General features: G+C 48.2%; 21 protein-coding genes. 11 read left to right on the top strand and 10 right to left on the bottom strand.

Annotation, left to right across the window (positions count from 1 at the left end; translation table 11 throughout):
* The gene (locus ACM67B_RS08410; RefSeq protein ID WP_416189234.1) at positions 1-1,881 is read left to right on the top strand and encodes a DUF262 domain-containing protein; all 1,881 of its coding nucleotides are present in this window, start codon (positions 1-3) and stop codon (positions 1,879-1,881) included.
* A gap of 353 nt (positions 1,882-2,234) precedes the next feature.
* Positions 2,235-3,530: a serine--tRNA ligase gene (serS, locus tag ACM67B_RS08405; protein ID WP_416189233.1), complete on the top strand. Its 1,296-nt coding sequence runs from the start codon at positions 2,235-2,237 to the stop codon at positions 3,528-3,530.
* A gap of 406 nt (positions 3,531-3,936) precedes the next feature.
* Here the strand turns inward: serS and ACM67B_RS08400 are convergent, their stop codons facing one another.
* Together ACM67B_RS08400 and ACM67B_RS08395 are read right to left on the bottom strand one after the other, a co-directional pair.
* The gene (locus ACM67B_RS08400; RefSeq protein ID WP_416189232.1) at positions 3,937-4,743 is read right to left on the bottom strand and encodes a basic amino acid ABC transporter substrate-binding protein; all 807 of its coding nucleotides are present in this window, start codon (positions 4,741-4,743) and stop codon (positions 3,937-3,939) included.
* A 117-nt stretch (positions 4,744-4,860) separates the two neighbouring features.
* Positions 4,861-5,112, bottom strand: a complete 252-nt coding sequence (locus ACM67B_RS08395) for an NGO1151 family protein (RefSeq protein WP_100562916.1) — start codon at positions 5,110-5,112, stop codon at positions 4,861-4,863.
* Positions 5,113-5,198: 86 nt separating this feature from the next.
* Here ACM67B_RS08395 and ACM67B_RS08390 point away from each other — a divergent pair, with 86 nt between their 5' ends.
* From ACM67B_RS08390 to ACM67B_RS08375, 4 genes are all read left to right on the top strand, one after another.
* The gene (locus ACM67B_RS08390; protein ID WP_416189231.1) at positions 5,199-5,999 is read left to right on the top strand and encodes a hypothetical protein; all 801 of its coding nucleotides are present in this window, start codon (positions 5,199-5,201) and stop codon (positions 5,997-5,999) included.
* Positions 6,000-6,004: 5 nt separating this feature from the next.
* Positions 6,005-6,478 carry a DUF3465 domain-containing protein gene (locus tag ACM67B_RS08385; protein WP_416189230.1) on the top strand — a complete coding sequence of 158 codons (474 nt, stop codon included), beginning with the start codon at positions 6,005-6,007 and terminating at the stop codon, positions 6,476-6,478.
* Between the two features lie 333 nt (positions 6,479-6,811).
* Positions 6,812-7,978 (top strand): O-succinylhomoserine sulfhydrylase, encoded by a 1,167-nt coding sequence (gene metZ / locus ACM67B_RS08380; RefSeq protein WP_416189229.1) that lies wholly within the window; start codon positions 6,812-6,814, stop codon positions 7,976-7,978.
* 94 nt (positions 7,979-8,072) lie between these two features.
* Positions 8,073-8,279: a DUF2788 domain-containing protein gene (locus ACM67B_RS08375; RefSeq protein ID WP_165008290.1), complete on the top strand. Its 207-nt coding sequence runs from the start codon at positions 8,073-8,075 to the stop codon at positions 8,277-8,279.
* Between the two features lie 186 nt (positions 8,280-8,465).
* On the opposite strand, the gene ACM67B_RS08370 is transcribed toward ACM67B_RS08375, so the two are convergent.
* On the bottom strand, positions 8,466-9,101 hold the full coding sequence (locus tag ACM67B_RS08370; RefSeq protein ID WP_416189228.1) for a bifunctional 4-hydroxy-2-oxoglutarate aldolase/2-dehydro-3-deoxy-phosphogluconate aldolase: 636 nt from the start codon (positions 9,099-9,101) through the stop codon (positions 8,466-8,468).
* 83 nt (positions 9,102-9,184) lie between these two features.
* Entirely contained in the window at positions 9,185-11,020 is a 1,836-nt protein-coding gene (gene edd, locus ACM67B_RS08365; RefSeq protein WP_416189227.1) for a phosphogluconate dehydratase, read from the bottom strand.
* 450 nt (positions 11,021-11,470) lie between these two features.
* Here edd and zwf point away from each other — a divergent pair, with 450 nt between their 5' ends.
* The 5 genes from zwf (at position 11,471) to pgi (ending at position 17,344) form a co-directional block, all read left to right on the top strand.
* Positions 11,471-12,916, top strand: a complete 1,446-nt coding sequence (gene zwf / locus ACM67B_RS08360; protein WP_416189226.1) for a glucose-6-phosphate dehydrogenase — start codon at positions 11,471-11,473, stop codon at positions 12,914-12,916.
* A 211-nt stretch (positions 12,917-13,127) separates the two neighbouring features.
* Positions 13,128-13,823, top strand: coding sequence for a 6-phosphogluconolactonase (gene pgl, locus ACM67B_RS08355; RefSeq protein ID WP_416189225.1), 696 nt, complete (start codon positions 13,128-13,130; stop codon positions 13,821-13,823).
* Entirely contained in the window at positions 13,804-14,790 is a 987-nt protein-coding gene (locus ACM67B_RS08350) for a glucokinase (RefSeq protein WP_416189224.1), read from the top strand. The genes pgl and ACM67B_RS08350 overlap by 20 nt, the downstream gene beginning before the upstream one ends.
* A 55-nt stretch (positions 14,791-14,845) precedes the next feature.
* Positions 14,846-15,694, top strand: a complete 849-nt coding sequence (locus tag ACM67B_RS08345; protein ID WP_416189223.1) for an SIS domain-containing protein — start codon at positions 14,846-14,848, stop codon at positions 15,692-15,694.
* A gap of 6 nt (positions 15,695-15,700) precedes the next feature.
* Complete coding sequence (gene pgi / locus ACM67B_RS08340; protein ID WP_416189222.1) at positions 15,701-17,344, top strand: glucose-6-phosphate isomerase; 1,644 nt, start codon at positions 15,701-15,703, stop codon at positions 17,342-17,344.
* 160 nt (positions 17,345-17,504) lie between these two features.
* Here the strand turns inward: pgi and ACM67B_RS08335 are convergent, their stop codons facing one another.
* From ACM67B_RS08335 to ACM67B_RS08310, 6 genes are all read right to left on the bottom strand, one after another.
* On the bottom strand, positions 17,505-18,179 hold the full coding sequence (locus ACM67B_RS08335; RefSeq protein ID WP_416189221.1) for a DUF3108 domain-containing protein: 675 nt from the start codon (positions 18,177-18,179) through the stop codon (positions 17,505-17,507).
* 14 nt (positions 18,180-18,193) lie between these two features.
* Positions 18,194-18,820, bottom strand: a complete 627-nt coding sequence (purN, locus tag ACM67B_RS08330; RefSeq protein WP_416189220.1) for a phosphoribosylglycinamide formyltransferase — start codon at positions 18,818-18,820, stop codon at positions 18,194-18,196.
* Positions 18,821-18,970: 150 nt separating this feature from the next.
* Entirely contained in the window at positions 18,971-19,597 is a 627-nt protein-coding gene (locus ACM67B_RS08325; protein ID WP_416189219.1) for a LysE/ArgO family amino acid transporter, read from the bottom strand.
* Between the two features lie 61 nt (positions 19,598-19,658).
* Complete coding sequence (locus tag ACM67B_RS08320) at positions 19,659-20,471, bottom strand: FKBP-type peptidyl-prolyl cis-trans isomerase (protein WP_416189218.1); 813 nt, start codon at positions 20,469-20,471, stop codon at positions 19,659-19,661.
* 139 nt (positions 20,472-20,610) lie between these two features.
* Positions 20,611-21,051: a DNA polymerase III subunit chi gene (locus ACM67B_RS08315; protein WP_416190551.1), complete on the bottom strand. Its 441-nt coding sequence runs from the start codon at positions 21,049-21,051 to the stop codon at positions 20,611-20,613.
* A 91-nt stretch (positions 21,052-21,142) separates the two neighbouring features.
* Positions 21,143-22,552 (bottom strand): leucyl aminopeptidase, encoded by a 1,410-nt coding sequence (locus ACM67B_RS08310; protein ID WP_416189217.1) that lies wholly within the window; start codon positions 22,550-22,552, stop codon positions 21,143-21,145.
* Positions 22,553-22,699 lie beyond the last annotated feature (147 nt).

Below are 22,699 nucleotides of genomic sequence, written 5' to 3'. Positions count from 1 at the left end.
ATGTTGCAAAAACAAGAAATCAAAACGTTGAGTATTAGAGAATTATTAAAAGAAGATCATTACATTATTCCTTTGTATCAACGTAACTACGCATGGGGCAACAGCGAAATTGAATTACTATTGAATGATTTATCTGAAGCATATAAGAAATATAACCAAAAGAAAAAAAATTATTATATCGGTAGCTTGGTTGTTTATCGTAGGGAGGATAACCAATGGGAAGTGATTGATGGCCAGCAGCGGTTGACTACTTTTACGATTTTAAAAGCATATTTAAATCATACCGAACGTAATATTTCCTTTGAATATCGTCAAAGCTCTGATTTTGCTTTAGACAATTTATTTAATGAGAAAGTTGAATTGCTGAGCAATTTTAAAGAGGCTGTGCAAGCCATGAAAAAATATGGCGCTGCCTTAAAATTAAACCAAGATTATGAATTTAAGAATTTTATTTGGGATAAGGTAAAAATTATCCGGACAGAAGTCCCACCTCAAACAGATTTAAATCATTATTTTGAAATCATGAATACTCGCGGTGAACAGCTTGAAAAACATGAAATTTTAAAAGCACGTTTTATGAGCCATTTACAAACCCAAAAGGCTAAGCCGCAAGAAATTTCAATGTTTGCTAATATTTGGGATGCATGTTCCGATATGCAGCGTTATATGGTTATGGGTTTTGAAAAAAATAAACGTGGTGCTATTTTTGGCAATGAATGGGGTAAGTTGCCTGAAAGTTTTGATGCGATTTGTATCAATCAATCAGAGATAGAGCAGAGTGAGCAAATAGATCAAGAAGTGGATAACAGTATTGCTGGTATTCTTAATGGTAAGGGGTATTCCAAAGAAAATAGTGATCAATTAGGTAAATCTGAACGATTCAATTCCGTAATTGATTTCTCCAATTTCTTAATGCACGTTCTTAGAGTATTTAAAGAGCAACAAAAGCGACCATTAAATGAAATAGGAGAGGTCAGCTTGGATGAAAAAGTATTATTGGATAGCTATAAAATAGAAGAGTTATCTGTTGATGATATTAAATCATTTGCATTTTTATTGCTGAAATGTCGTTATTTATTTGATTGTTATGTGATTAAAAGTGATACCAGTAAGGGGGAGGATGACCATTGGTCATTATATACAATCAAACCGAACCAACCATCTTATCAATTCAATAATACGTTTGGTGATACAGATGGACATCGGAAAATTATTATGCTGCTGTCGATGTTCCATGTTTCACATCCATCTCGGATTTATAAAAACTGGCTGTATGCGGTATTACGGTGGTTAAATAATCAAGATGGTATAAAATCAGATAAATACATTGAATTTCTGGAGGATTTAAGCGACCGTTATTATTTCGGGCAATATGGCAGAGGCATTGATTTCTTTAAATTGATAACTGATGCCACTATAGATATTTCAGGTGATTTTAGCAATCCTAGTTGGCAAAGTAGCGGTACATCTATTCCTAATTTCATCTTTAATCGCCTGGACTATTTATTGTGGAAAAATTGTATCTTTAGTCGTCTAGATTATTTATTGTTGGAAAGGGAGCAGGTAAATAAATTTCGTTTCACATTCCGTAGTTCGGTAGAGCATTTTTACCCACAGACGCCGATTAATGGTGAAGATAAAATAGAGAATGCCGATTATTTTGGCAATCTTTGCTTGATTTCCTCAAGTATGAACTCCAAGTTTTCTAATAATATGCCACAAGCTAAAGCTGCTAATTTTACTCAGCAAATATTAGTGAGCGGCAGTCTAAAGTTGGCAGAAATGCTTAAAAAAGCAGATATTTGGAATAAAGAAACCATTGATAAGCACGGCAAAGAGATGATTAATTTGTTGAATACTAGAGCTGAAAAAACTTCTTAATCCGTATAAACAGGCCGAGACCTTTGCAAAACTCATTCAAATGTAGGAACGCACATAACCGTCGTCATTCCCGTGCAGGCGGGAATCCATTTTTGAGCATGACAAAATATTGAATAAAATAGGTTTCTGATAATCCTAAGATGGATTCCCGCCTGCACGGGAATGATGGCAGTTTTGGTTTTATTGATGGTTCATGAGGTTTTACAAAGGTCTCAGGCCGTCTGAAAATTTTCTCGACCGTGAATAGGTTTCAGACGGCCTTTCCCATTTCACACAGTTTTCACGCTGCTGAAAATACTTCGGATTTGGTTTACAATACCGCTATTCGTATTTTTAGCTATCGAGAGAGATTCATGTTAGACATCCAACTTTTGCGTAATGACACCCATGCGGTAGCGGCTCGTTTGGCGGCGCGTGGTTATGAATTTGACACGGCGCGTTTTCAGGCTTTGGAGGAGCAGCGTAAGGCGGTGCAGGTGAAGGCTGAGGAATTACAGGCGGCGCGCAACAGTATTTCCAAGCAAATCGGTGCGCTCAAAGGTCAGGGCAAACATGATGAAGCTCAGGCGGCCATGGATCAGGTGGCGCAAATCAAGGTGGATTTGGAGCAGGCGGCCAAGGATTTAGAGGCGGTACAGCAGGAATTGGACGCTTGGCTGCTGACTATTCCAAACCTGCCGCATGAGAGTGTGCCTGCGGGTAAAGATGAAACGGAAAACGTGGAAGTGCGTAAAGTCGGCACGCCGCGCGAATTTGAATTTGAGATTAAAGACCATGTCGATTTGGGCGAACCGCTCGGCTTGGATTTTGAAGGCGGCGCGCGTTTGTCGGGCGCGCGTTTTACCGTGATGAAAGGCCAAATCGCGCGTTTGCATCGTGCATTGGCGCAATTTATGCTGGATACGCATACGCTGCAACACGGCTACACCGAGCATTACACGCCGTATATCGTTGATGATGTAACCTTGCAGGGTACGGGACAGTTGCCGAAATTTGCCGAAGATTTGTTCCATGTGACCCGTGGTGGCGATGAGAGCAAGAAAACGCAATACCTGATTCCGACTGCGGAAGTGACGCTCACCAATACCGTGGCCGACAGCATTGTGGCCGACAGCGAATTGCCGCTGAAGCTGACCGCGCATTCGCCGTGTTTCCGTTCGGAAGCGGGCGCGTATGGCAAAGACGTGCGCGGTTTGATTCGCCAGCACCAGTTTGATAAGGTAGAAATGGTGCAAATCGTGCGTCCGGAAGATTCTTATCAGGCTTTGGAAGAGATGGTCGGCCATGCGGAAAACATCTTGAAAGCTTTGGAACTGCCTTACCGTGTGATTACCTTGTGCACCGGCGACATGGGCTTTGGCGCAACCAAAACGTATGATTTGGAAGTATGGGTGCCAGCACAAAATACTTACCGCGAGATTTCCAGCTGTTCTAACTGCGAAGATTTCCAGGCGCGCCGTATGAAAGCGCGTTTCAAAGATGAAAACGGCAAAAACCGCTTGGTGCATACTTTAAATGGCTCGGGTTTGGCAGTTGGTCGCACTTTGGTGGCTGTTTTGGAAAACCATCAAAACGCCGATGGCAGCATCAATATTCCTGCCGCCTTGCAGCCGTATATGAGTGGTGTGGCTAAGTTGGAAGTGAAGTAATTGAATTAAAAGATCAATGCCGTCTGAAACTTAATGTTTCAGACGGCATTTTTGTTGGTTGGTTTATTTTGGGGTAAATAGGATACGGTTTTGAGCCTTTGCAAAATCTCATGAACGACCAATGAAACCCTAAAGGCCGTCATTCCCGCGTAGGTGGGAATCCATTTTTAAATATGACAAGATATTGAATAAAATAGGTTTCTTAGATGTTACAATGGATTCCCGCCTACGCGGGAATGACGGCGATTATGTATGTTCTGGTATTTAGATGGGTTTTGCAAAAATCTCTGTTTATCAGAAAATGTCATCAGCTTCTGATTTTATCCTAAGCGATTTTGTAATAATGAGGCCGTCTGAAATATTATATTTCAGACGGCCTCATTATATTTTACGGCATCAAATCAAATTATTTCTTTGATTCGTCAGCAAAGTATTTGGCTTTGATTTGCTCGTATTCGCCGCTTTCACGTACTTTTTTCAACGCGTCGTTCAGCATTTGAACAGTGGCTTCGTCGCCTTTGCGGGTAGCGATGCCGTAGTTTTCAACGGTGAAATCAGGCAGGGTGATGAAATCCATGCCTTTGGTCGGGTTGTTTTTCACATAGTTGGCAATCACAGCACTGTCGCTCACCACGGCATCCAAACCGCCGTTTTCCAATTCTTTGATCACCAATGGCACGGTTTCAAAGCGGGCGATTTTTGGGCTGTCGTTGCCTAACAGTTTAGACACAGAGAAGTCGCCGGTGTAGCCGGTTACCACGCCGACTTTGTTCAGGTTTTTCAAATCTTCTGATGAAGAAATCGGTTTGCCTTGCGGTACCAACACCACTTGGGTAATTTCAAAATACGGATCGGTAAAATCCATCGATTGTTTGCGGTCGTCAGTGATGGTTACGCCAGACATTACGATGTCCACGTCGCCATTGTTCAATGCTGGGAACAGGCTTTCCCAAGGCTGGTGTTTGTATTCGATTTTGAAGTTGCCGGCTTTGGCCATGGCATCCATCAAGTCAACATCGAAGCCTTCCACTTTACCGTTGGCATCGCGTGATTCAAATGGCGCGAATTCGGCATTCATGGCTACGCGGTATACTTTATTTGGGTCGGCAGCAGCAGGTGCAGCGGCGGTGGTGTCTTTGCTTTGGCCGCCGCATGCGCCCAAGGTCAGTGCCGAGCAGGCGATGGCTGCGGCAATCCATTTTTTCATGTTCATGGTGAGTCTCCTCTATGTGGTGAATCGGAATCAAATAAAATAAAGCGCGATTTTAGCATAAGTCCATAATGACAGGGCAATGCGCAGCATAAACTTTTTGCCGTTTATCCGCTTGAATCAGCGTTCTTTTTCACGGAAAAAGGCGTAAGTTACGTCGTGGAACAAATCCGTGTGCGGGCTGTCTTCGTAGTTGAGTTCGGCCAGAGCGTCTTCAAACGCCAGTTGGATGGATTCGACCACGTCTTGAGCGGTGTCGCCGGGCAGGGCGCGAATCAGGCCTTTGAGTGCGGTCGCCAAAACGTGATTTTGCATGCGCAAAACTTCGTTTGACTCTTCCAAAAATTCTAATCGTTGCTCAATGCTGCTCATGTCTATTCCTTAGGAATCTGATAGAATGCCGCATTATAGCAAATCAAGCGGTTTGATTGCGAAACGGAAATTGCAACGAGATAAAAATGGATACCAAAAAGCCAAATCCTTCATCACAAACGGAAAACGATTTCAACTGGGAACGCCGGTTGGAACAATTACGCCAGACCCGTCAGATTAACGCACCTTATACCCACGCGCCCTTGATTCGTGAATCGAAAGATGCGCGCCCGAATGTTGCCGCCAAAGCCGACAAACCTTATGAACTCGACCAAAAATCGCGCGATAAGGTATTGCGGGAATACATGCGCAAATGGCAGGAAGAACACAATGCCGAAGTAGCGCAGCATGAAGACATCGAAACCGATGATATGGTGCTGCTGCAGGAAAACTGGTTGAGCGCGCAAAACGCTTTGCAAATGCGCGCTTCCGAGAAACACATCGAATCGACCCGCACCGTGTGGCTCAATCCGAAACGCCAAACCGTAGAATTTCCCGAGCTGCAAACTGAAAGCGAAGACACCATGCCGTCTGAAAAGATGAATGAAACCGAGCATTCAGACGGCCTCGATGATGTGGCCGAACAAAAAATAGTGGTGAATATCAATGTATTGAATCCGCAGACCATCGGCCGCCGAGAAGTGTTTTGCATCTCCGAACAAGAATTGGCCGAGCGCCTGATCAAGCGCATGCGCCCGCATGTGACTGATGCGGTCAATGGCATGATCCGCGTGGCGCTGCAAAAACAAATGGCTTTGCTCTCTTACAATTTGCAGCAAACCTTAAACGAACAAGCACCGGCCTTGGTGGAAGATTTGCTCGATCACAATGTGAAAAAAGTGTTGGCCGATTTGAAGTACGAAATGAAATACAAGCGTGAGAAGTAAACCGAATGAATAAATGGATTTGGATGGTCATTGCCGCCGCGGCGTTTTTGGGCTATCAAAAATGGCAGGATACGGCGCAACAGCCGCAGCAGGGGCAAACGCAATCAAGGCCGTCTGAACAAGGTCAAACGCGTTCCGGCAGCAATGCTGAAGCCGTGTTGCAACGTGCTTTTGAACAGCGCCAAAGCAAGTTGCAAGTCGAAGACGAGGGCGTGGTGAAAAAGACCTTGCCGGACGACAATAAAGGCTCGCGCCATCAACGCTTTATCTTGAAATTATCCAGCGGCCAAACCTTATTGGTGGCACACAATATCGACTTAGCCGACAAAATCAAAGGCTTGAAAAAAGGCGACACCGTGCGCTTTTACGGCGTGTACGAATGGTCGGAACAAGGCGGCGTGATTCATTGGACGCACCACGACCCGAATGGTCGTCATATTGGTGGCTGGCTGAAACACAACGGCAAGGTTTATCAATAATTGTTTGAGGCCGTCTGAAACCATATGCTTTCAGACGGCCTGATTATTCAAAAATAGAATAGTTGATGTTAGCTTTATTTTAATAACGAATATCTGATTTTGCTCAGTTTTTGTTCTTGAAACCAAAGCAAAATCGGCGCAAAATATTAACAAATTACATGCAGGCCGATACAGCAGACACCATGCTGCTTTTTTTATTTCCGTTTTCAAACGGCCTGAGAGCTTGGTCAACCCCTAGATTTGAGTGCAGTTCAAAGTTGTCGCAGCACAACGAAAAATGTGCCAAACAGGGATTTTGCAAAGCGCTCGGCCTTGAACACTCAGGACTCAACCATGACGAAAAAGCTTCACCCGCAAACCTTGGCCATCCGCGCCGGCAAAGAGCAAACCGCTTACAACGAACACAACCAAGCCCTGTTTTTAACCAGTAGCTTTATGTGGGAAAGCGCGGCGCACGCGGCAGATTTGTTCTCCAAAAAGGTGAAAGGTTTCACCTACACCCGCACCGCCAACCCGACTACTGCCGCTTTTGAAAAACGCGTGGCGGCTTTGGAGGGCGCAGAGCGTGCAGTGGCGACATCGACCGGTATGTCGGCGATTCAGGCGGCGTTTCTGACCTTTTTGAGCGCGGGCGACCATGTGATTTGCAGCCGCGGTTTGTTTGGCACGACGGTCGGCTTTATCGATACCGTGGTGAAACGCTTCGGCATTGAGGTGAGCTATGTCTCGACTGTTGATGTGGCCGAATGGCGCGCAGCGGTGCAGGATAATACCAAGCTGTTTTTCTTGGAAACGCCCTCTAATCCGCTGGGGGAAGTGGCTGATCTACAAGCTTTGGCAGCGTTGGCGCATGAAAACGAAGCCTTATTGGTGGTGGACAACAGCCTGATGTCGCCATTCGGCCAGCAGCCTTTGCAATGCGGTGCTGATATTTCCGTGCAATCCGCAACCAAAGCGATTGACGGACACGGGCGCGTGGCGGGCGGCGTGTTGTCCGGTTCGGAAGCCTTGATGAATCAAGTGGCGATGTATGCCAATTCTTGCGGCTTGGCAATTTCACCGTTTAATTCGTTTGAATTATTGAGCGGCATTGAAACGCTTTCCATCCGCATGGAAAAACAATTCGACAATGCGCTGAAAGTGGCGCAATGGTTGCAACAGCAGCCGCAGGTCAAAGCGGTGTATTACGCCGGTTTGCCGGAGCATCCGCAACGTGAACTGGTTGAGCGCCAGCAAAACGGCGGCGGCATTGTAGTTGGTTTTGAATTGGCCGATCAAGATGCGGCATGGAAAGTGATTGACAGCGTAAACGTGTTTTCGCGCACGGCGAACTTAGGCGATGTACGCTCGACCGTCACCCATCCATGGACCACTACCCACGCGCGTATGTCGCCTGAAGACAAGCTGGCCGCCGGTATCCGCCAAGGCTTGGTGCGCTTGTCGGTCGGCTTGGAATATGTCGATGATTTAATCGATGATTTGCAACAGGCCTTGGCTTAGTCCTATAATATTGGTAATAGAATTATTCAGACGGCCTGATGGCAGGTCACAAGGCCGTCTGAAACATCACGCCAATGAAAAAGGAAAAAAACACATGGATGAGGCCGTTTTCGCCACTTGGGCAATGAGAATCTGCTTAACGGGTCTGATTATTTTTTTGGGCTTTATCGTTTACAAGCTGGGTAAGGAATCGAAAGCCGGTAAGTTTGGTATGTTTATGCTGTTTTTCGTGCTGGGCTTCGGTGTGTTCGGTTTTGTATTTAAAGAATTTTTGATTAATTTCTTGGTGATTCCGAAATAAAGTTTATGCCAAATAAAATGCCGTCTGAAACATTGGATTCAGACGGCATTTTAATTTGTATCAGTCATGACTTTTGCAAAACTCAATTTGAACTAAGGAAACTATGCTTGTCATTCCCGCCTACGCGGGAATGACAGTTTAAAGATTTCTGAAAATTGACGATTTTTGCAAAGGTCTCAAGCTGAATTACGCTTTCAGTGCAGCCGCTTCTTTGGCCAAGCGGGTGATGGTTGCCCAATCTTGGTTTTTCACCGCATCTTTCGGGGTCAGCCATGAGCCGCCGACACACAATACATTTGGCAAGGCCAAGTATTCCGGCGCGCTTTCCAAAGTGATGCCACCGGTCGGGCAGAAGCGGATGTCAGGGTAAGGGCCGTACAAGGCTTTAAGCATGGCTTTGCCGCCGACTACTTCGGCAGGGAACAGCTTCAAAGTGTCGATGCCGTGTTCCAAGGCCAATTGCACTTCGCCTGGTGTTGCCACGCCCGGAATCAATGGAATGCTGCTTTGATGGCTGGCTTTGGCCAAGGTTTCATGCAAGCCCGGGCTGATGGCGAATACCGCACCGGCATCTTCCACGGCTTTGAGTTGCTCGGGGTTGGTTACTGTGCCTGCGCCGACGATGGCATTCGGCACTTCTTTGGCAATCAGGCGGATGGCGTCTACGCCGACCGGAGTGCGCAAAGTGATTTCTAATGTCGGAATACCGCCTTCAACCAAGGCATGCGCCAAGTCAACGGCCGTAGATAAATCGTCAATCGCCATCACAGGGATAACTGCGCCTGCGCTTAAGATTTCGCGTGGGGTGAGTGTTGCAGACATGTTTGTTCCTTGAAAATAAGTGCACTTCGTTAATGAGTTTCAGACGGCCTTGAAGATTCATCAACAGGCCGTCTGAAAAAGGTTTAGGCAAATTCGCCGCCGAAACTCATGGCGCCGGTTTCCGCCGAGCTGGTCATGCTGCGGAAATTGGCAAACAATTCGCGGCCGCAGCCTTGCTGGTTAGCGCTCAAATCGATTTGTTCGACTTCGCGTGCAGCCCATTCGGCTTCGCTGGTTAACACGTTTAATTCGCCGGTCACCGAATTAAAGCGGATTAAATCGTCGGTGCGGATTTTGCCGATGCCGCCGCCCATCAGGGCTTCAGGCGTCATGTGGATGGCAGCCGGCACTTTACCCGAAGCGCCTGACATACGGCCGTCAGTCAGCAAGGCAACGCTGAAACCGCGGTCTTGCAAAATGCCCAAAGGGGGAGTGAGTTTGTGCAATTCCGGCATACCATTGGCACGCGGGCCTTGGTAGCGCACCACGCACACGAAATCGCGCTCGAGTTCGCCGCGATCAAAAGCTTCCAATACTTCGCGCTGGTCGTTGAATACGATGGCAGGGGCTTCGATGATGCGGCAGCCTTCGCGGATGGCCGATACTTTAATCACACCGCGGCCGATGTTGCCTTGCATCAGACGCAAACCGCCGTCAGGTGAGAACGGATTGTCGATTTTGCGCAAGATGTCGTCATTGCCGCTTTCGGTTGGTGCTTCGCGCCATTCCAGTTTGCCGTCAATTAAGAACGGCTCTTGGGTGTAGTGGCGCATGCCGCGGCCGACTACGGTGTCAACATCGTCATGCAGCAAACCTGCATCCAGCAATTCGCGAATCACAAACGGCAAACCGCCGGCTGCAGCAAAGTGGTTGACGTCGGCTTTACCGTTCGGATACACGCGAATCATCAATGGAATAATAGAAGAAATTTCGTCAAAATCATCCCAGTTCAAAATCACACCGGCCGCACGCGCCATGGCGACTAAGTGCATGGTGTGGTTGGTCGAACCACCGGTCGCCATCAGGCCGATCAGGGCATTGATGAATGATTTTTCCGTCAACATTTCGCCCAATGGCAGGGCGGTGCCGTTGCGGATGCCTTGTGCCAAGTGGGCGGCGCCGTAGCGGGTAAGGGCTTCGCGCAAATCGGTATAAGGATGCACAAATGCGGCCGCCGGTAAATGCACGCCCATCATTTCCATCATCATTTGGTTGGAATTGGCGGTGCCGTAGAAGGTGCAGGTGCCGGGGCTGTGGTACGAACCCATTTCGCTTTCGAGCAGGGCATCGCGGCCGACTTTGCCTTCGGCAAACAATTGGCGGGTACGCGCTTTGTCTTTATTGCTGATGCCGCTGGCCATCGGGCCTGCCGGTAAAAATACTGCCGGAACATGACCGAACGACAAAGCACCAATCATCAGGCCGGGTACGATTTTGTCACACACACCCATATACAGGCCGCCGTCGAACATTTGATGCGACATGCCCACTGCCGTGCTCATTGCAATCACATCGCGCGAGAACAAAGACAATTCCATACCGGCATAACCTTGGGTAATGCCGTCACACATGGCCGGTGTGCCGCCGGCAACTTGCGCGGTGGCGCCGTATTTTTGTGCTTCGTCCTTAATCCAATCAGGGAAATCTTTAAATGGTTGGTGCGCCGAAACCATGTCGTTGTAAGCGGTGATGATGCCTAAGTTTGGCACGGTTTCCTGCAGCATTTCGATTTTGATGCTTTTGGGCATGGAAGCATAGCCGTGTGCAAGGTTACTGCAACCTAATTGATTGCGCTCCAAGCGGCCTTGTTGTTTGGCGGCGCGGATTTTGGCTAAATATTTGGCGCGCGTTGCTTGGCTGCGGTCGATGATACGCTGGGTAATTTCCGCCAGTTTGGGATGGATAGGAGTGTGGCTCATGTATGGCTCCTTTTTTGGCCGTCATGCGGCTCGGTTTTGTATGGGCGGCTGCTGAGGCCGTCTGAAAGAATGGAAACTGATATAATATAATCAATATTATAATACAAATATTGTAGTTTTGTTACAGTTAATCTGATTTATCTGTATGAAATTTGATGCAAGTCTTAGTTTTGGTCAATTGTAAGCAACTGTAATCGCGAATGTGTTAAAAACTTAAACTAGGTCAAATAAATTCTGAAAATGGCGATAGACAAAATCTGTAGCAGTGTGTAGTATTACTACTAATTTGCTGGTTTCGCTGGATTTTCAACGGGCAATACGCAATTAAATTATCAACATGCTTCAATGTATCTGATTTTATGCGGATTTGTCACGTTAAGGTTTGTGGGTTTTATAAAAAATATTTCTTAAAAATGGCAGTTAATGCCTCTTCTTGATGAAAGATGAAACATGAGTACTCAAACAAATTTTGATTTGGTGTTGTTCGGTGCAACAGGCGACTTAGCTATGCGCAAATTGCTGCCGTGTCTGTATCAGGCACATGTGGCCGGATTGTTGAATCCGCAAGGGCGCATTTTGGGTGTAAGTCGCAGCGAAATGGATACCGAAAGCTTTTTGGCTAAAGTCGAAACCAACTCAAAAATCCATGTGAAACAAAATTTTTCTGATGAACAATGGGCATCTTTCATCAAACGCATCGAATATCTTACTGTTGACGTTACCCGCTCTGAAGACTTTGCCGCTTTGGGCGAAAAAGTCAAATCCCGTGCAGAAACCAAAAGTGTGGTGGTTTATCTTTCAACCGCCCCGAAATTCTTTGCACAAGCCTGTGAAAATCTGGCAGCGGTAGGCTTGAATGCCGACAATGTGCGTGTGGTATTGGAAAAACCGCTGGGCACCGATTTGGCATCGTCACAACAAATCAATAATGATGTGGGTAAATACTTCAAAGAAGAACAAATCTACCGCATCGATCATTACTTGGGCAAAGAAAGCCTGCAAAACGTATTGGCCTTGCGCTTTGCCAACGTGATGTTCGAGCCGATGTGGAATAATAAATATATTAAAAGCGTGCAACTCACCATCGCTGAGCAATTGGGCGTGGAAGAGCGTGGCGAGTTTTACGACATCACCGGTGCCTTGCGCGATATGGTGCAAAACCACTTGATGCAAATGTTGTGCATGACCGCGATGGAACCGCCAAAAAGCTTGGATGCCGATGATGTACGCGATGAAAAAGTAAAAGTGATTAAATCGCTGAAACCACTGACCATTGAATCGGTGAATGAAAACGTGGTTCGCGGTCAATACACTGAAGCAGGCGACATGAAAGGTTATCTGCAGGAAGTGGATGTGCCGGCTGAAAGCTTCACTGAAACTTATGTGGCCATTAAAGCCGAGATTGACAATGAACGTTGGCAGGGTGTGCCGTTTTATCTGCGCACCGGCAAACGCATGGCCGATAAAGTGGCTGAAATCGTGTTGAATTTCCGTGATTTAGACAACCATATTTTCCCGAGCAGCAAGCCGTTTGCCAACCGTTTGGTGATTGAGTTGCAACCGTTTGATTCCGTGCGCTTGTGTGCGCAAGTGAAAACGCCGGGTGCGGGCAATAATGTCGAAGTAACGCCGATGACCATCGATTTGGACAAACAATTGGCAGGTCGTCGCCCGGAAGCTTACGAGCGTTTGCTGCTGGATGTGATTAACGGCCATCTGGCCTTGTTCAACCGCCGTGACGAATTGGAAGCGGCATGGGAATATGTGATGCCGATTTTGGATAACTGGGCGCAAAATACCCAAGCGCCACACGGTTATGCCGCTCATTCATGGGGCCCTGAAGCAGCGCGTGAATTGTTGGCGCGCGATGGCAACAAGTGGCACGAAGAGCAGTAATATTTTTCAGACGGCCTTTAAATTAGTAGGCCGTCTGAAAATATGTTGTTGGTTGGAATAATCGTTCAGATGGTTTAAAGATTACATATTGGTTAGGCCGTCTGAAATGATTGCAAAGTGTTATACCCGTCTTGATTCAATCAAGAATTCACTTAATGTTTCAGATGGCCTATTGATTTGAAGGCTGTCTGAACAACGAAAGGAGCGCACGATGTTTACTTGGCACGAATATGAAAACGCAGCAGTTGCCGCCCGCGCACAAGCGGATGCGGTAGCGATCGAATTGCAAAATGCCTTAAATGAAAAAGGCAATGCCGTATTGGCGGTATCCGGCGGTCGCTCGCCAATTGCTTTTTTTGAAGCCTTGTCGCAAAAAGACTTGGATTGGGCCAATGTAAGCATCGGTTTGGTGGATGAGCGCATTGTGCCGACCACTCATCCCGACAGCAATACCCGATTAGTGCGCGAACATTTGCTGCAAAACAAAGCTGCCGCAGCGCAGTGGATTCCGATGGTAGAAGACGGTAAAACTGAAATTGAATTACAACCGCAAGCCGTAGTGGACTATGCTTTGAAACAATACAAGCACCCTGATGTGCTGGTGTTGGGTATGGGCGGCGATGGCCATACCGCTTCGTTGTTCCCGCAAGCGCCGCAATTGCCGGAAGCGATTAATCTGGAAAACAATCTGACCCTGATTCATACCACACCAATCACCGCGCCACACGAGCGCGTGAGCATGACCTTGGATGCGATTTTGAATACCTTGAATGTGTTTTTGGCCATTCAGGGTACAGATAAAAAAGCCGTGTTTGACAAAGCAGCGGAAGAGCCAAATGAAACATACCCAATCAGCCTGATTTTAAATAACGAAAGAGTGGATTGCCATGTCTTCTATACCAACTGATTACCCACGTTTAGTTGCCGATATCGGCGGTACCAATGCCCGTTTTGCGCTGGAAGTTGCGCCGCAGCAAATCGAGCAGGCGCATGTGTTGCCGTGTAAGGATTATGACACCATCGTCGATGCCGCACGCGAATACCTGCGCCTCACCGGCCAGCCGAATGTTGCCCATGCCGCGGTGGCGATCGCCAATCCGATTGTTGGTGATTGGGTGCAGATGACTAACCACCACTGGGCGTTTTCCATTGAAACCACCCGTCAGGCATTGGGCTTGGAAACCTTGATTTTCCTGAACGACTTTACTGCACAAGCCTTGGCTGTGACCCAAACCGAAGACAAAGATTTGGTACAAATCGGCGGTCAGACACCGGCTGAACACCAGCCTAAAGCCGTGATTGGTCCGGGTACCGGTTTGGGTGTGAGCGGTTTGGTACACAGTCCTGCCGGTTGGGTGGCGTTGGCAGGCGAGGGCGGTCATACCAGCTTCCCGCCGTTTGACGACATGGAAGTGACCATCTGGCAATACGCCAAAAACAAATACGGCCATGTTTCTGCCGAGCGTTTCTTGAGCGGTGCGGGCTTGAGCCTCATTTACGAAGCTTTGGCTGCCAAAGAAAAAGCCAAACCAAGCAAACTGACGCCGTCTGAAATTACCGATCGCGCCTTGAGCGGCACATCGCCTTTGTGCCGTCAGACATTAGATATTTTCTGTGCCATGTTGGGCACGGTTGCCTCGAATCTGGCGTTGACTTTGGGCGCGCGCGGTGGTGTATATTTGTGCGGTGGCATCATTCCGCGAGTGTTGGATTATTTTAAAAATTCATCATTCCGCAGCCGCTTTGAAAATAAAGGCCGTTTTGAAGCCTATTTGGCTGCCATTCCGGTGTATGTTGTGTTAAGTGAGTTCCCGGGCATCACCGGTGCAGCGGCGGCTTTGGACAATCATTTGAAAAACAGTTTAAGCAAATAATTGCAGTGTAGAAGAACAATCTGTCACATTGCGATAACGGATAGGGATTACCATCATGTTAAGTAAAATCAGTGAGTCATTGCCGAATTTGTCCGGCGCGGAACGTAAAGTCGCCGAATCTGCTTTGGCTGAACCCAAATGGTTTGTACATGCGGCGGTGGCCGAAATTGCCGAGCGCGCTTCGGTCAGCCAGCCGACGGTAATCCGTTTCTGTCGCAGCTTGGGCTATAAAGGCTTGCCGGAATTCAAATTGGCTTTGTCAGCCAGTATCGGCCACGAAGGCATGCCTTATGTGCATGAAGAATTGAATGCCGATGACGACATGAATAATGTGGTGGAAAAGGTGTTGGGCAACGCCGCCGCGTCTTTATTGGGCGAGCGCCGTTACCTGAAAGAGGCCGAGTTGGAAAACGCCATCGCAATCTTGATGCACGCCCGCCGTGTTGAATTTTACGGCGTGGGTAACTCCGGTATCGTGGCGCAAGATGCGCAGCACAAGTTTTTCCGTTTCGGCATTTCAACTGTCGCCTACGTGGATACCCACACCCAACTGATGGCGGCATCGGTGTTGACCGATAAAGATGTGCTGGTGGCGATTTCGAACACCGGTTCATCAATTGAACTGCTGGATGCGGTCAGCATTGCCAAGCAAAATGGTGCGGCCGTGATTGCGGTGACGCGTGCCGAATCGCCGTTGGCGCAATTGGCTGATTGTGTGTTAAGTGTGGCCACGCAGGAAAACGCTGAGCTTTACACGCCGATGGTTTCTCGCCTGCTGCAATTGGCCGTAATCGACATTTTGGCTATTGGTTTAGCCTTGCGCTTAGGTGATCAAGCCAGTCTGCAACTGCAAAAAAGTAAAAGAAGTATTCACAATAAACATGTTGAATATGATAAGGACTAAAAAATCATGAAACATCTTCACGATTTACCAAGCTGGTCGAAATTGTGGAAGCATTTCGACCAAACCAAAACCGACCACATGCGTGCCATGTTCGAGCAAGACCCACAACGCGCCGAACGTTACTGGTCACAAGTGGGCGGTTTGACACTGGATTATTCCAAAAACCGCATCAACGACGAAACCTTGTCTTTATTGTTGGATTTGGCACGCGAAGCCGGTGTGCCTGAGCGTATCAAGCAGATGTTCCATGGCGAGAAAATCAACTCAACTGAAGATCGCGCCGTGTTGCATGTTGCCTTGCGCAACCGCACCAATTCACCGATTGTGGTGGACGGCGAAGACGTGATGCCGAAAGTGAACCATGTATTGCACCGCATGGGCGAATTTGCGCATGAAGTGCGCAGCGGCAATTGGTTGGGCTACACCAATCAAGTGATTACCGATGTGGTGAATATCGGTATCGGCGGCTCGGATTTGGGCCCACTGATGATGTGTACCGCACTGAAGCAATACGGCCATCCACGCATGAGCATGCATTTTGTGTCTAACGTGGACGGTTCGCAATTGCGCGATGTGTTGGAAAAAGTGCATCCTGAAACTACGCTGTTTATCATCGCTTCTAAAACCTTTACCACGCAAGAAACCTTAACCAATGCTTTGACTGCACGCGAATGGTTCTTGGCGCATGCCGGTGATGAAAGCGTGGTGGCGAAGCACTTTGTCGCCGTATCGACCAATAAAAAAGCCGTGGCCGAATTCGGTATTGATACCGCCAATATGTTTGAATTCTGGGATTGGGTAGGCGGCCGTTACAGCTTGTGGTCGGCGATTGGTCTGCCGATTATGCTGTATTTGGGTGAAGAAAACTTCATCGAAATGCTCAACGGCGCGCACTTGATGGACCAGCATTTCTACAATACGCCGCTGGAACGCAACATGCCGGTGATTTTGGCCTTAATCGGCATTTGGTACATTAACTATTACGGTGGCGGCAGCCATGTCATCGCCCCTTACGACCAACACCTGCACCGCCTGCCGAAGTTTATCCAACAGCTCGACATGGAAAGCAACGGTAAACAAGTCACACTCGACGGCCAAGCCGTGCAGCATGAGACTTCGCCGATTATTTGGGGTGAAACCGGTATCAACGGCCAACACGCCTTCTTCCAATTGCTGCACCAAGGCACCCACATCACGCCGATTGACCTGATTGCCTCTTTGGAAAAACGCAGTAATCTGCGCGGCCACCACGAAATCCTGTTGGCTAACGTATTTGCCCAAGCAGAAGCCTTCATGCGTGGTAAAACGCCTGAAGAAGCGCGTGCCGAATTGCAGGCGCAAGGTTTGGACGAAGCGCGCGTTGAAGAATTGGTGTCACACAAAACCTTCTCGGGTAACCGCCCAACCAACTTAATCCTGATGGATAAAGTTAATCCACGCAATATGGGTAGCCTGATTGCTTTGTATGAACACAAAACCTTCGTACAAGGCACCATTTGGGGCATCAACAGCTTCGACCAATGGGGCGTGGAATTGGGCAAACAATTGGCCAAAACCATTTTGGCGGAACTGACCGGCGAGAGTGAACCGCAAAAACATGACAGCTCTACCGAGCGTTTGATTAATCTGTATTTGAATACCAATAAATAATGGATTAACCTAGAAAAGGCCGTCTGAAAAATATTTTTTCAGACGGCCTTTTATTTTATAGATTTAAGTGAGTAAACTTAAATGATGTTTAATCAATCTTCCAAAAAAACATGCCGTCTGAAAGTTTCAGACGGCATGTTTCTACATAAAGTAATGTTGATTAAGGTTTAACGGCTTTACCGTTAATTTTTAAACTAGTCAGACGCAGATTATACGATTTACCGTCATCTTCTTTATAAACGATTTGCGCCGGAATATTGTTTAAATTCGTGGCAAAAGAATAGTTAATCGTATCATCGCCGCGATGCACCACATAATTGCTGACAGGGGTCGAGCCGCCGCTGAATTTGTAACTTGCGTCACCCGATTTGCGCATATTGCTGATCGGGTAGATTTTTTTGCCGTTGGTGACATTTAAACCGCTTGGCAGCTTGGCGTCACTCGCTGCTAATTGCCATGCCAAAGTAAACAAATCCATGGTGGTGCCGGAAACAGTTTTGGTTTGTTTGCTGTCGGCTTTGCCGTAGGTGACGCGGTTGCCGTTGAATTTGGCATCGGCATACACTTTACCGTTGCGCGTTTCTTTGTAGTAAGTCGGCTTCAGGGTGTTACCCGAAATGGTGCCGGCCGATTCAAAACGGATTTGATACAGCGGCACTTTAATCGTTGACACGATTTTGTAGCTGTTGCCGGTTCGGGTGAAATTCATGGTGGCCGGAATATTCAGGTTGCCTGAGTATTGCAAGGTCGCCGATTTCGGTAACTCGGCCGCCATAAGGGTAGGCGCGGCCAAAGCAGCGGCCAATAAAGCGGTAAGGGTGGTGATTTTTTTCATTCTCTCTCCTGATATTAAGCCAGCAATGCAGGTGATTGCGGTTGTGTGTCGGTATTTAAAACGCGGTTGCCTTGAATGTTCAGACGGCCTGCGACAAAATCGGCCACGGCTTTGGGAAACAATTGATGCTCGACGCTTAACACGCGTGCGGCCACATCATCGGCAGTGTCGTTATCCAAAATCGGCACCACGCCTTGGGCGATAATCGGGCCACAGTCTAATTCGGCAGTTACAAAATGAATGGTGCAACCGGCTACGCGGCAACCGGCTTCCAAGGCACGTTCATGGGTGTGCAAACCGGTAAATGATGGCAGAATCGACGGATGAATGTTCATCAACCGGCCTTCGTAATGGGCACAAAATTCAGGGGTGAGAATGCGCATAAAGCCGGCCAACACCACCAAATCGGGCTGATAAGCGTCGATTTTTGCCATCATAGCTTGGTCGAAAGCCAAACGTGATTCAAATGATTTGTGGTTGAGGCTGTCGGTAGCAATGCCGCGTTCTGCTGCCCAAGCCAAGCCGGCTGCGCTTTCGCTGTTGCTTAATACTGCAGCGATGCGGGCATTGGGGATTTGGGCGTTGACGATGGCCTGCATATTACTGCCACGACCTGAAATCAAAATAACAACGTTTTTCATGACATAGACTTTCTGTATGGGGTTAAATTAAAGCCAATGAGAGATGAGAACAAGCATTTTAGCCTGATTTAACCGGCGTTAAGTTTAAGGTTGATATTGTAAATGATATGGGAAAGGCCGTCTGAAACTTTTTTCAGGCGGCTTTGAAGCTTAAATAAGGGCATTAAAAGCCTGTTTGAATAGCCCGAAAGCCAAATAAAACATCACCAAAGCAATTAGGCTGTCGAGCAGCTGCCATACTTGCTCGCGTCTAAATAGTGGCAACAACAGCCGCGAGCCGAAGCCCAGTCCGCTGAACCATAAACCTGAGGCACTGATGGCGCCGACTAAAAAGAATTGTTTGGCGGTTTGATCCAAGTTGGCTGCGCTGCCACCAATCAATACCACGGTATCGATGTACACATGCGGATTGAGCAAAGTCAGAGCCAGTGTGGTTGCGGCGATTTTCAAGGCAGAAGGGGGAATGTGGTTTTCCGTATCTACCGTGAGATAATTGCCGCCTTGCCATGCCCGTTTGGCACTCATGACGCCGTAGGCCAATAAAAATAAGCCGCCGGCCAAAGCCAGCGCACCGGATAGTTTCGGGCTACCGGAGAGTAAGGCGCTTAAGCCGAACACGCCTAAAGTCATCAGCACCACATCACACAGCCAGCATAACAGCACCACCAGCCAAACATGCTGGCGCAACAAGCCTTGTTTCAGCACCAATGCATTTTGTGCGCCGATGGCCATAATCAAGCCGGCAGAAATGAGAAAACCGTTAATAAAATGGGACATGATTTTGATATAAACAGGCCGTCTGAACACGTTCAGACGGCCTGTTTGGCATGATAAAGGATTATTGGACTTTTTCGATTTGTACTTCAGGTTGGGCAGGCATGTCTTCCGCACCGCCTACTTTTACCAGTTTCACATCGAAAATCAAGGTTGAGTTCGGGCCGATTTTATCGCCCGCGCCTTGTTCGCCGTAAGCCAGTTTGGCTGGGATAAAGAAGGTTGCTTCGCCGCCTTCTTTCAACAATTGAACGGCTTCTTGCCAGCCCGGAATCACTTGATTAACCGGGAAGCTTACCGGTTGGCCGCCGTTTTGTTTGCTGCTGTCGAATACTGTGCCGTCAATCAAGCGGCCTTCGTATTCTACAGTCACCACATCGTCTTTGGTCGGTTTCTTGCCGGTGCCTTCGTTTTTCATCACATATTGCAAGCCTGAAGCCGTGGTTTTCACGCCTTCTTTCGCCGCATTTTCTTTCAGGAAGGCTTCACCTTTTTCCAAATTGGCTTTGGCATCTTCAGTGCGTTTGGCTTGCGCTTTTTCCTGTTGTTCGGTCAGGAATTTCATCATCACTTCTTGCGCCTGCATTTCATTCATTTTCGGCTCTTTACCGTCATATACGGTTTCTAGGGCTTCGTTGAATACTTTCAGGTCGATGTCGGTGCCTTGGTCTTTCATTTGTTTCAAAGAACGGCCGATGTCCACACCCATGGCGTAGCTGGCTTGTTGTGCCGGTGTGCCGATGGCATCCACGCTGTTTGCTGCGCCGGAAGCAGCCGAAGCGGTAGCAGGAGCGGCGCCCGCATCTTTTTTCTCACAAGCAACCAATGACAAGGCGGCGGCCAGAGCCAGCGCGCTGAATTTGAAAGTTTTGTTCATAATGCTGTTTCTTTGAATGAAAAAGGAAAACGTGATTATAGCCCAGAATGCTTGAAAATGAATCAGGCCGTCTGAAAAATTATCGTTGGATTTGTAAAGATGATGGATGGATTTCAGACAGCCTGTGCCGTCTGAACGCTTATGCTTTGCCTTCCATTTTGTGATGCTCGATATCGAAACCGCTTTGACGGTAAGCACGGAAGCGCTCGCGTGCTTCGGCCAAATCTTCCAAACTGTTGCCGACGATTTCCAGTACACGCTCGGGCGGCTGCGACGCGTCCGACCAAAAATCAGGCGATAAGTTTAAAACAGTGATGTCGGCAGGAAGCGTGGGTAAGATATGGCCGGTAGCCAGTAAAACCGGTGTTTCAGACGGCATCGTTTCATGGGGTTGCCAAATTTCGTGCGGGATAAAACTTTCTGCATCCTGCTGCCATAAATCGCGGTCGAGACGGGCAATCGCGTCGGCCGAATCCGACCAAACCAATACGCGGCCACCATCACGAATCGCGCGGGCAGCCAAACGACAGGTGAAAACGGCAGGTTGGGCGACATGGGTGTAAAACGTGGCTTTAGGCATGGCAATATCGGGCAAGATTGAATCGTGTTGAATTATAACAAAAGGCCGTCTGAAAATATGCTTTTCAGACGGCCTGATTGATGAATGTAGTTTATTTCACATTACGCAAGTAATTCAACAGCAAAGGAACAGGGCGGCCGGTGGCGCCTTTTTCGCTGCCGGATTTCCATGCCGTGCCGGCGATGTCGAGATGCGCCCATGGGTAATCTTCGGTGAAGTGCGACAGGAAAGTGGCGGCGGTAATGGTGCCGGCGCCCGGTGTACCGATGTTCGGCAGGTCGGCAAAGTTGGATTTGAGCTGTTCTTTGTAGGTGTCAAACAGCGGTAGTTGCCATGCTTTGTCGTTGACTTCTTTAGACGAAGCCAGCAGGCTGTCGACCAATTCCTGATTGTTGCCCATCACGCCGCTGACGTCGTGACCCAAAGCGATGATGCAGGCGCCGGTGAGGGTGGCCACGTCGATGACGGCTTTCGGCTTGAACTGTTCGGCGTAGGTGAGCGCGTCGCACAAAATCAAGCGGCCTTCGGCATCGGTATTCAGCACTTCGATGCTCAAGCCTTTCATGCTGGTGACGATGTCGCCCGGTTTGGTGGCCATGCCCGATGGCATGTTTTCGCAAGTCGGCACAATCGCAATCAGGTTAATTGGTAATTGCAATTTTACGGCCGCGCAGAAGGTGCCGATGACGGTGCCCGCGCCGCACATGTCGAATTTCATTTCGTCCATGTTCAAGCCCGGTTTCAGCGAGATGCCGCCGGTGTCGAAGGTGATGCCTTTGCCGACCAACACGATGGGTGCGGCTTCTTTGTCTGCGGCGCCGAAGTAAGACAGTTCGACCAAATAAGGGTCTTGCACGCTGCCTTTGGCTACCGCCCAAAACGAACCCATATTGGCTTTGATGTAGTCCTTTTCGATGATTTTAGCCTGTGCGCCCAATCGCTCTGCTTCGGATTTGGCGGTAGCAGCCAAAAAATCCGGCGTGCATTCATTTGGCGCGGCATTGCCCAAATCGCGGCACAGGCTTTGGCCGAACACTTGTGCATCGGCCACTTTCACGGCTTGGTCAACTTTTTCAGCGTGCTCGGTGTGGAAAGTAGTGTGGGTGAGCTTGGCCGGTTTGGCTTCTTTTTTATAGCGGTCGAAACGGTAGGCAGCGTTGCCAAATGCTACGGCAAAAGCTTCGGCCACGCGTGGGGCGTTGATTTCGCAAAACGGCATAATATCAACGCTGACTTTCTCTTGCTTCTGCGCCCATTTGGCGGCTTCGGCAGCGGCTTTGTCGAACGTAGTGCGTTCCAAGTCTTTCAAATACACCACGGCCACAGCTTGTAAACCGTCGGCAGAAGGGATTTTGGTTTCGGTAAAAGATTGGCCTTCTTCCAGCGAGCGGAACAGGGCAAGGGCGGTGTCGTTGTGGAGCTGGGCTTCTTCCGTACAAATAAATAACGCTGCGCCGGCCTGATTCGGCTGCAATTTTTCGGCTTTTGTGCTAAATTCCACGTTTATTCTCCTGATTGAATGTGGGTGTTCGGATGTTTCAGACGGCCTGTTGCCGTATGAAAAAGATGGAATGATTGTACTCCATCATCAGGCCGTCTGAAACCTTATTTCATGATGTCGGCAGGCTGCGCGTTTGTGTTATGGTGT

This window comes from Neisseria sp. CCUG17229 (assembly GCF_047839235.1).
In the GTDB taxonomy this organism is placed as follows: domain Bacteria; phylum Pseudomonadota; class Gammaproteobacteria; order Burkholderiales; family Neisseriaceae; genus Neisseria; species Neisseria brasiliensis.
This window is presented reverse-complemented; position numbering and strand designations above follow the sequence as displayed.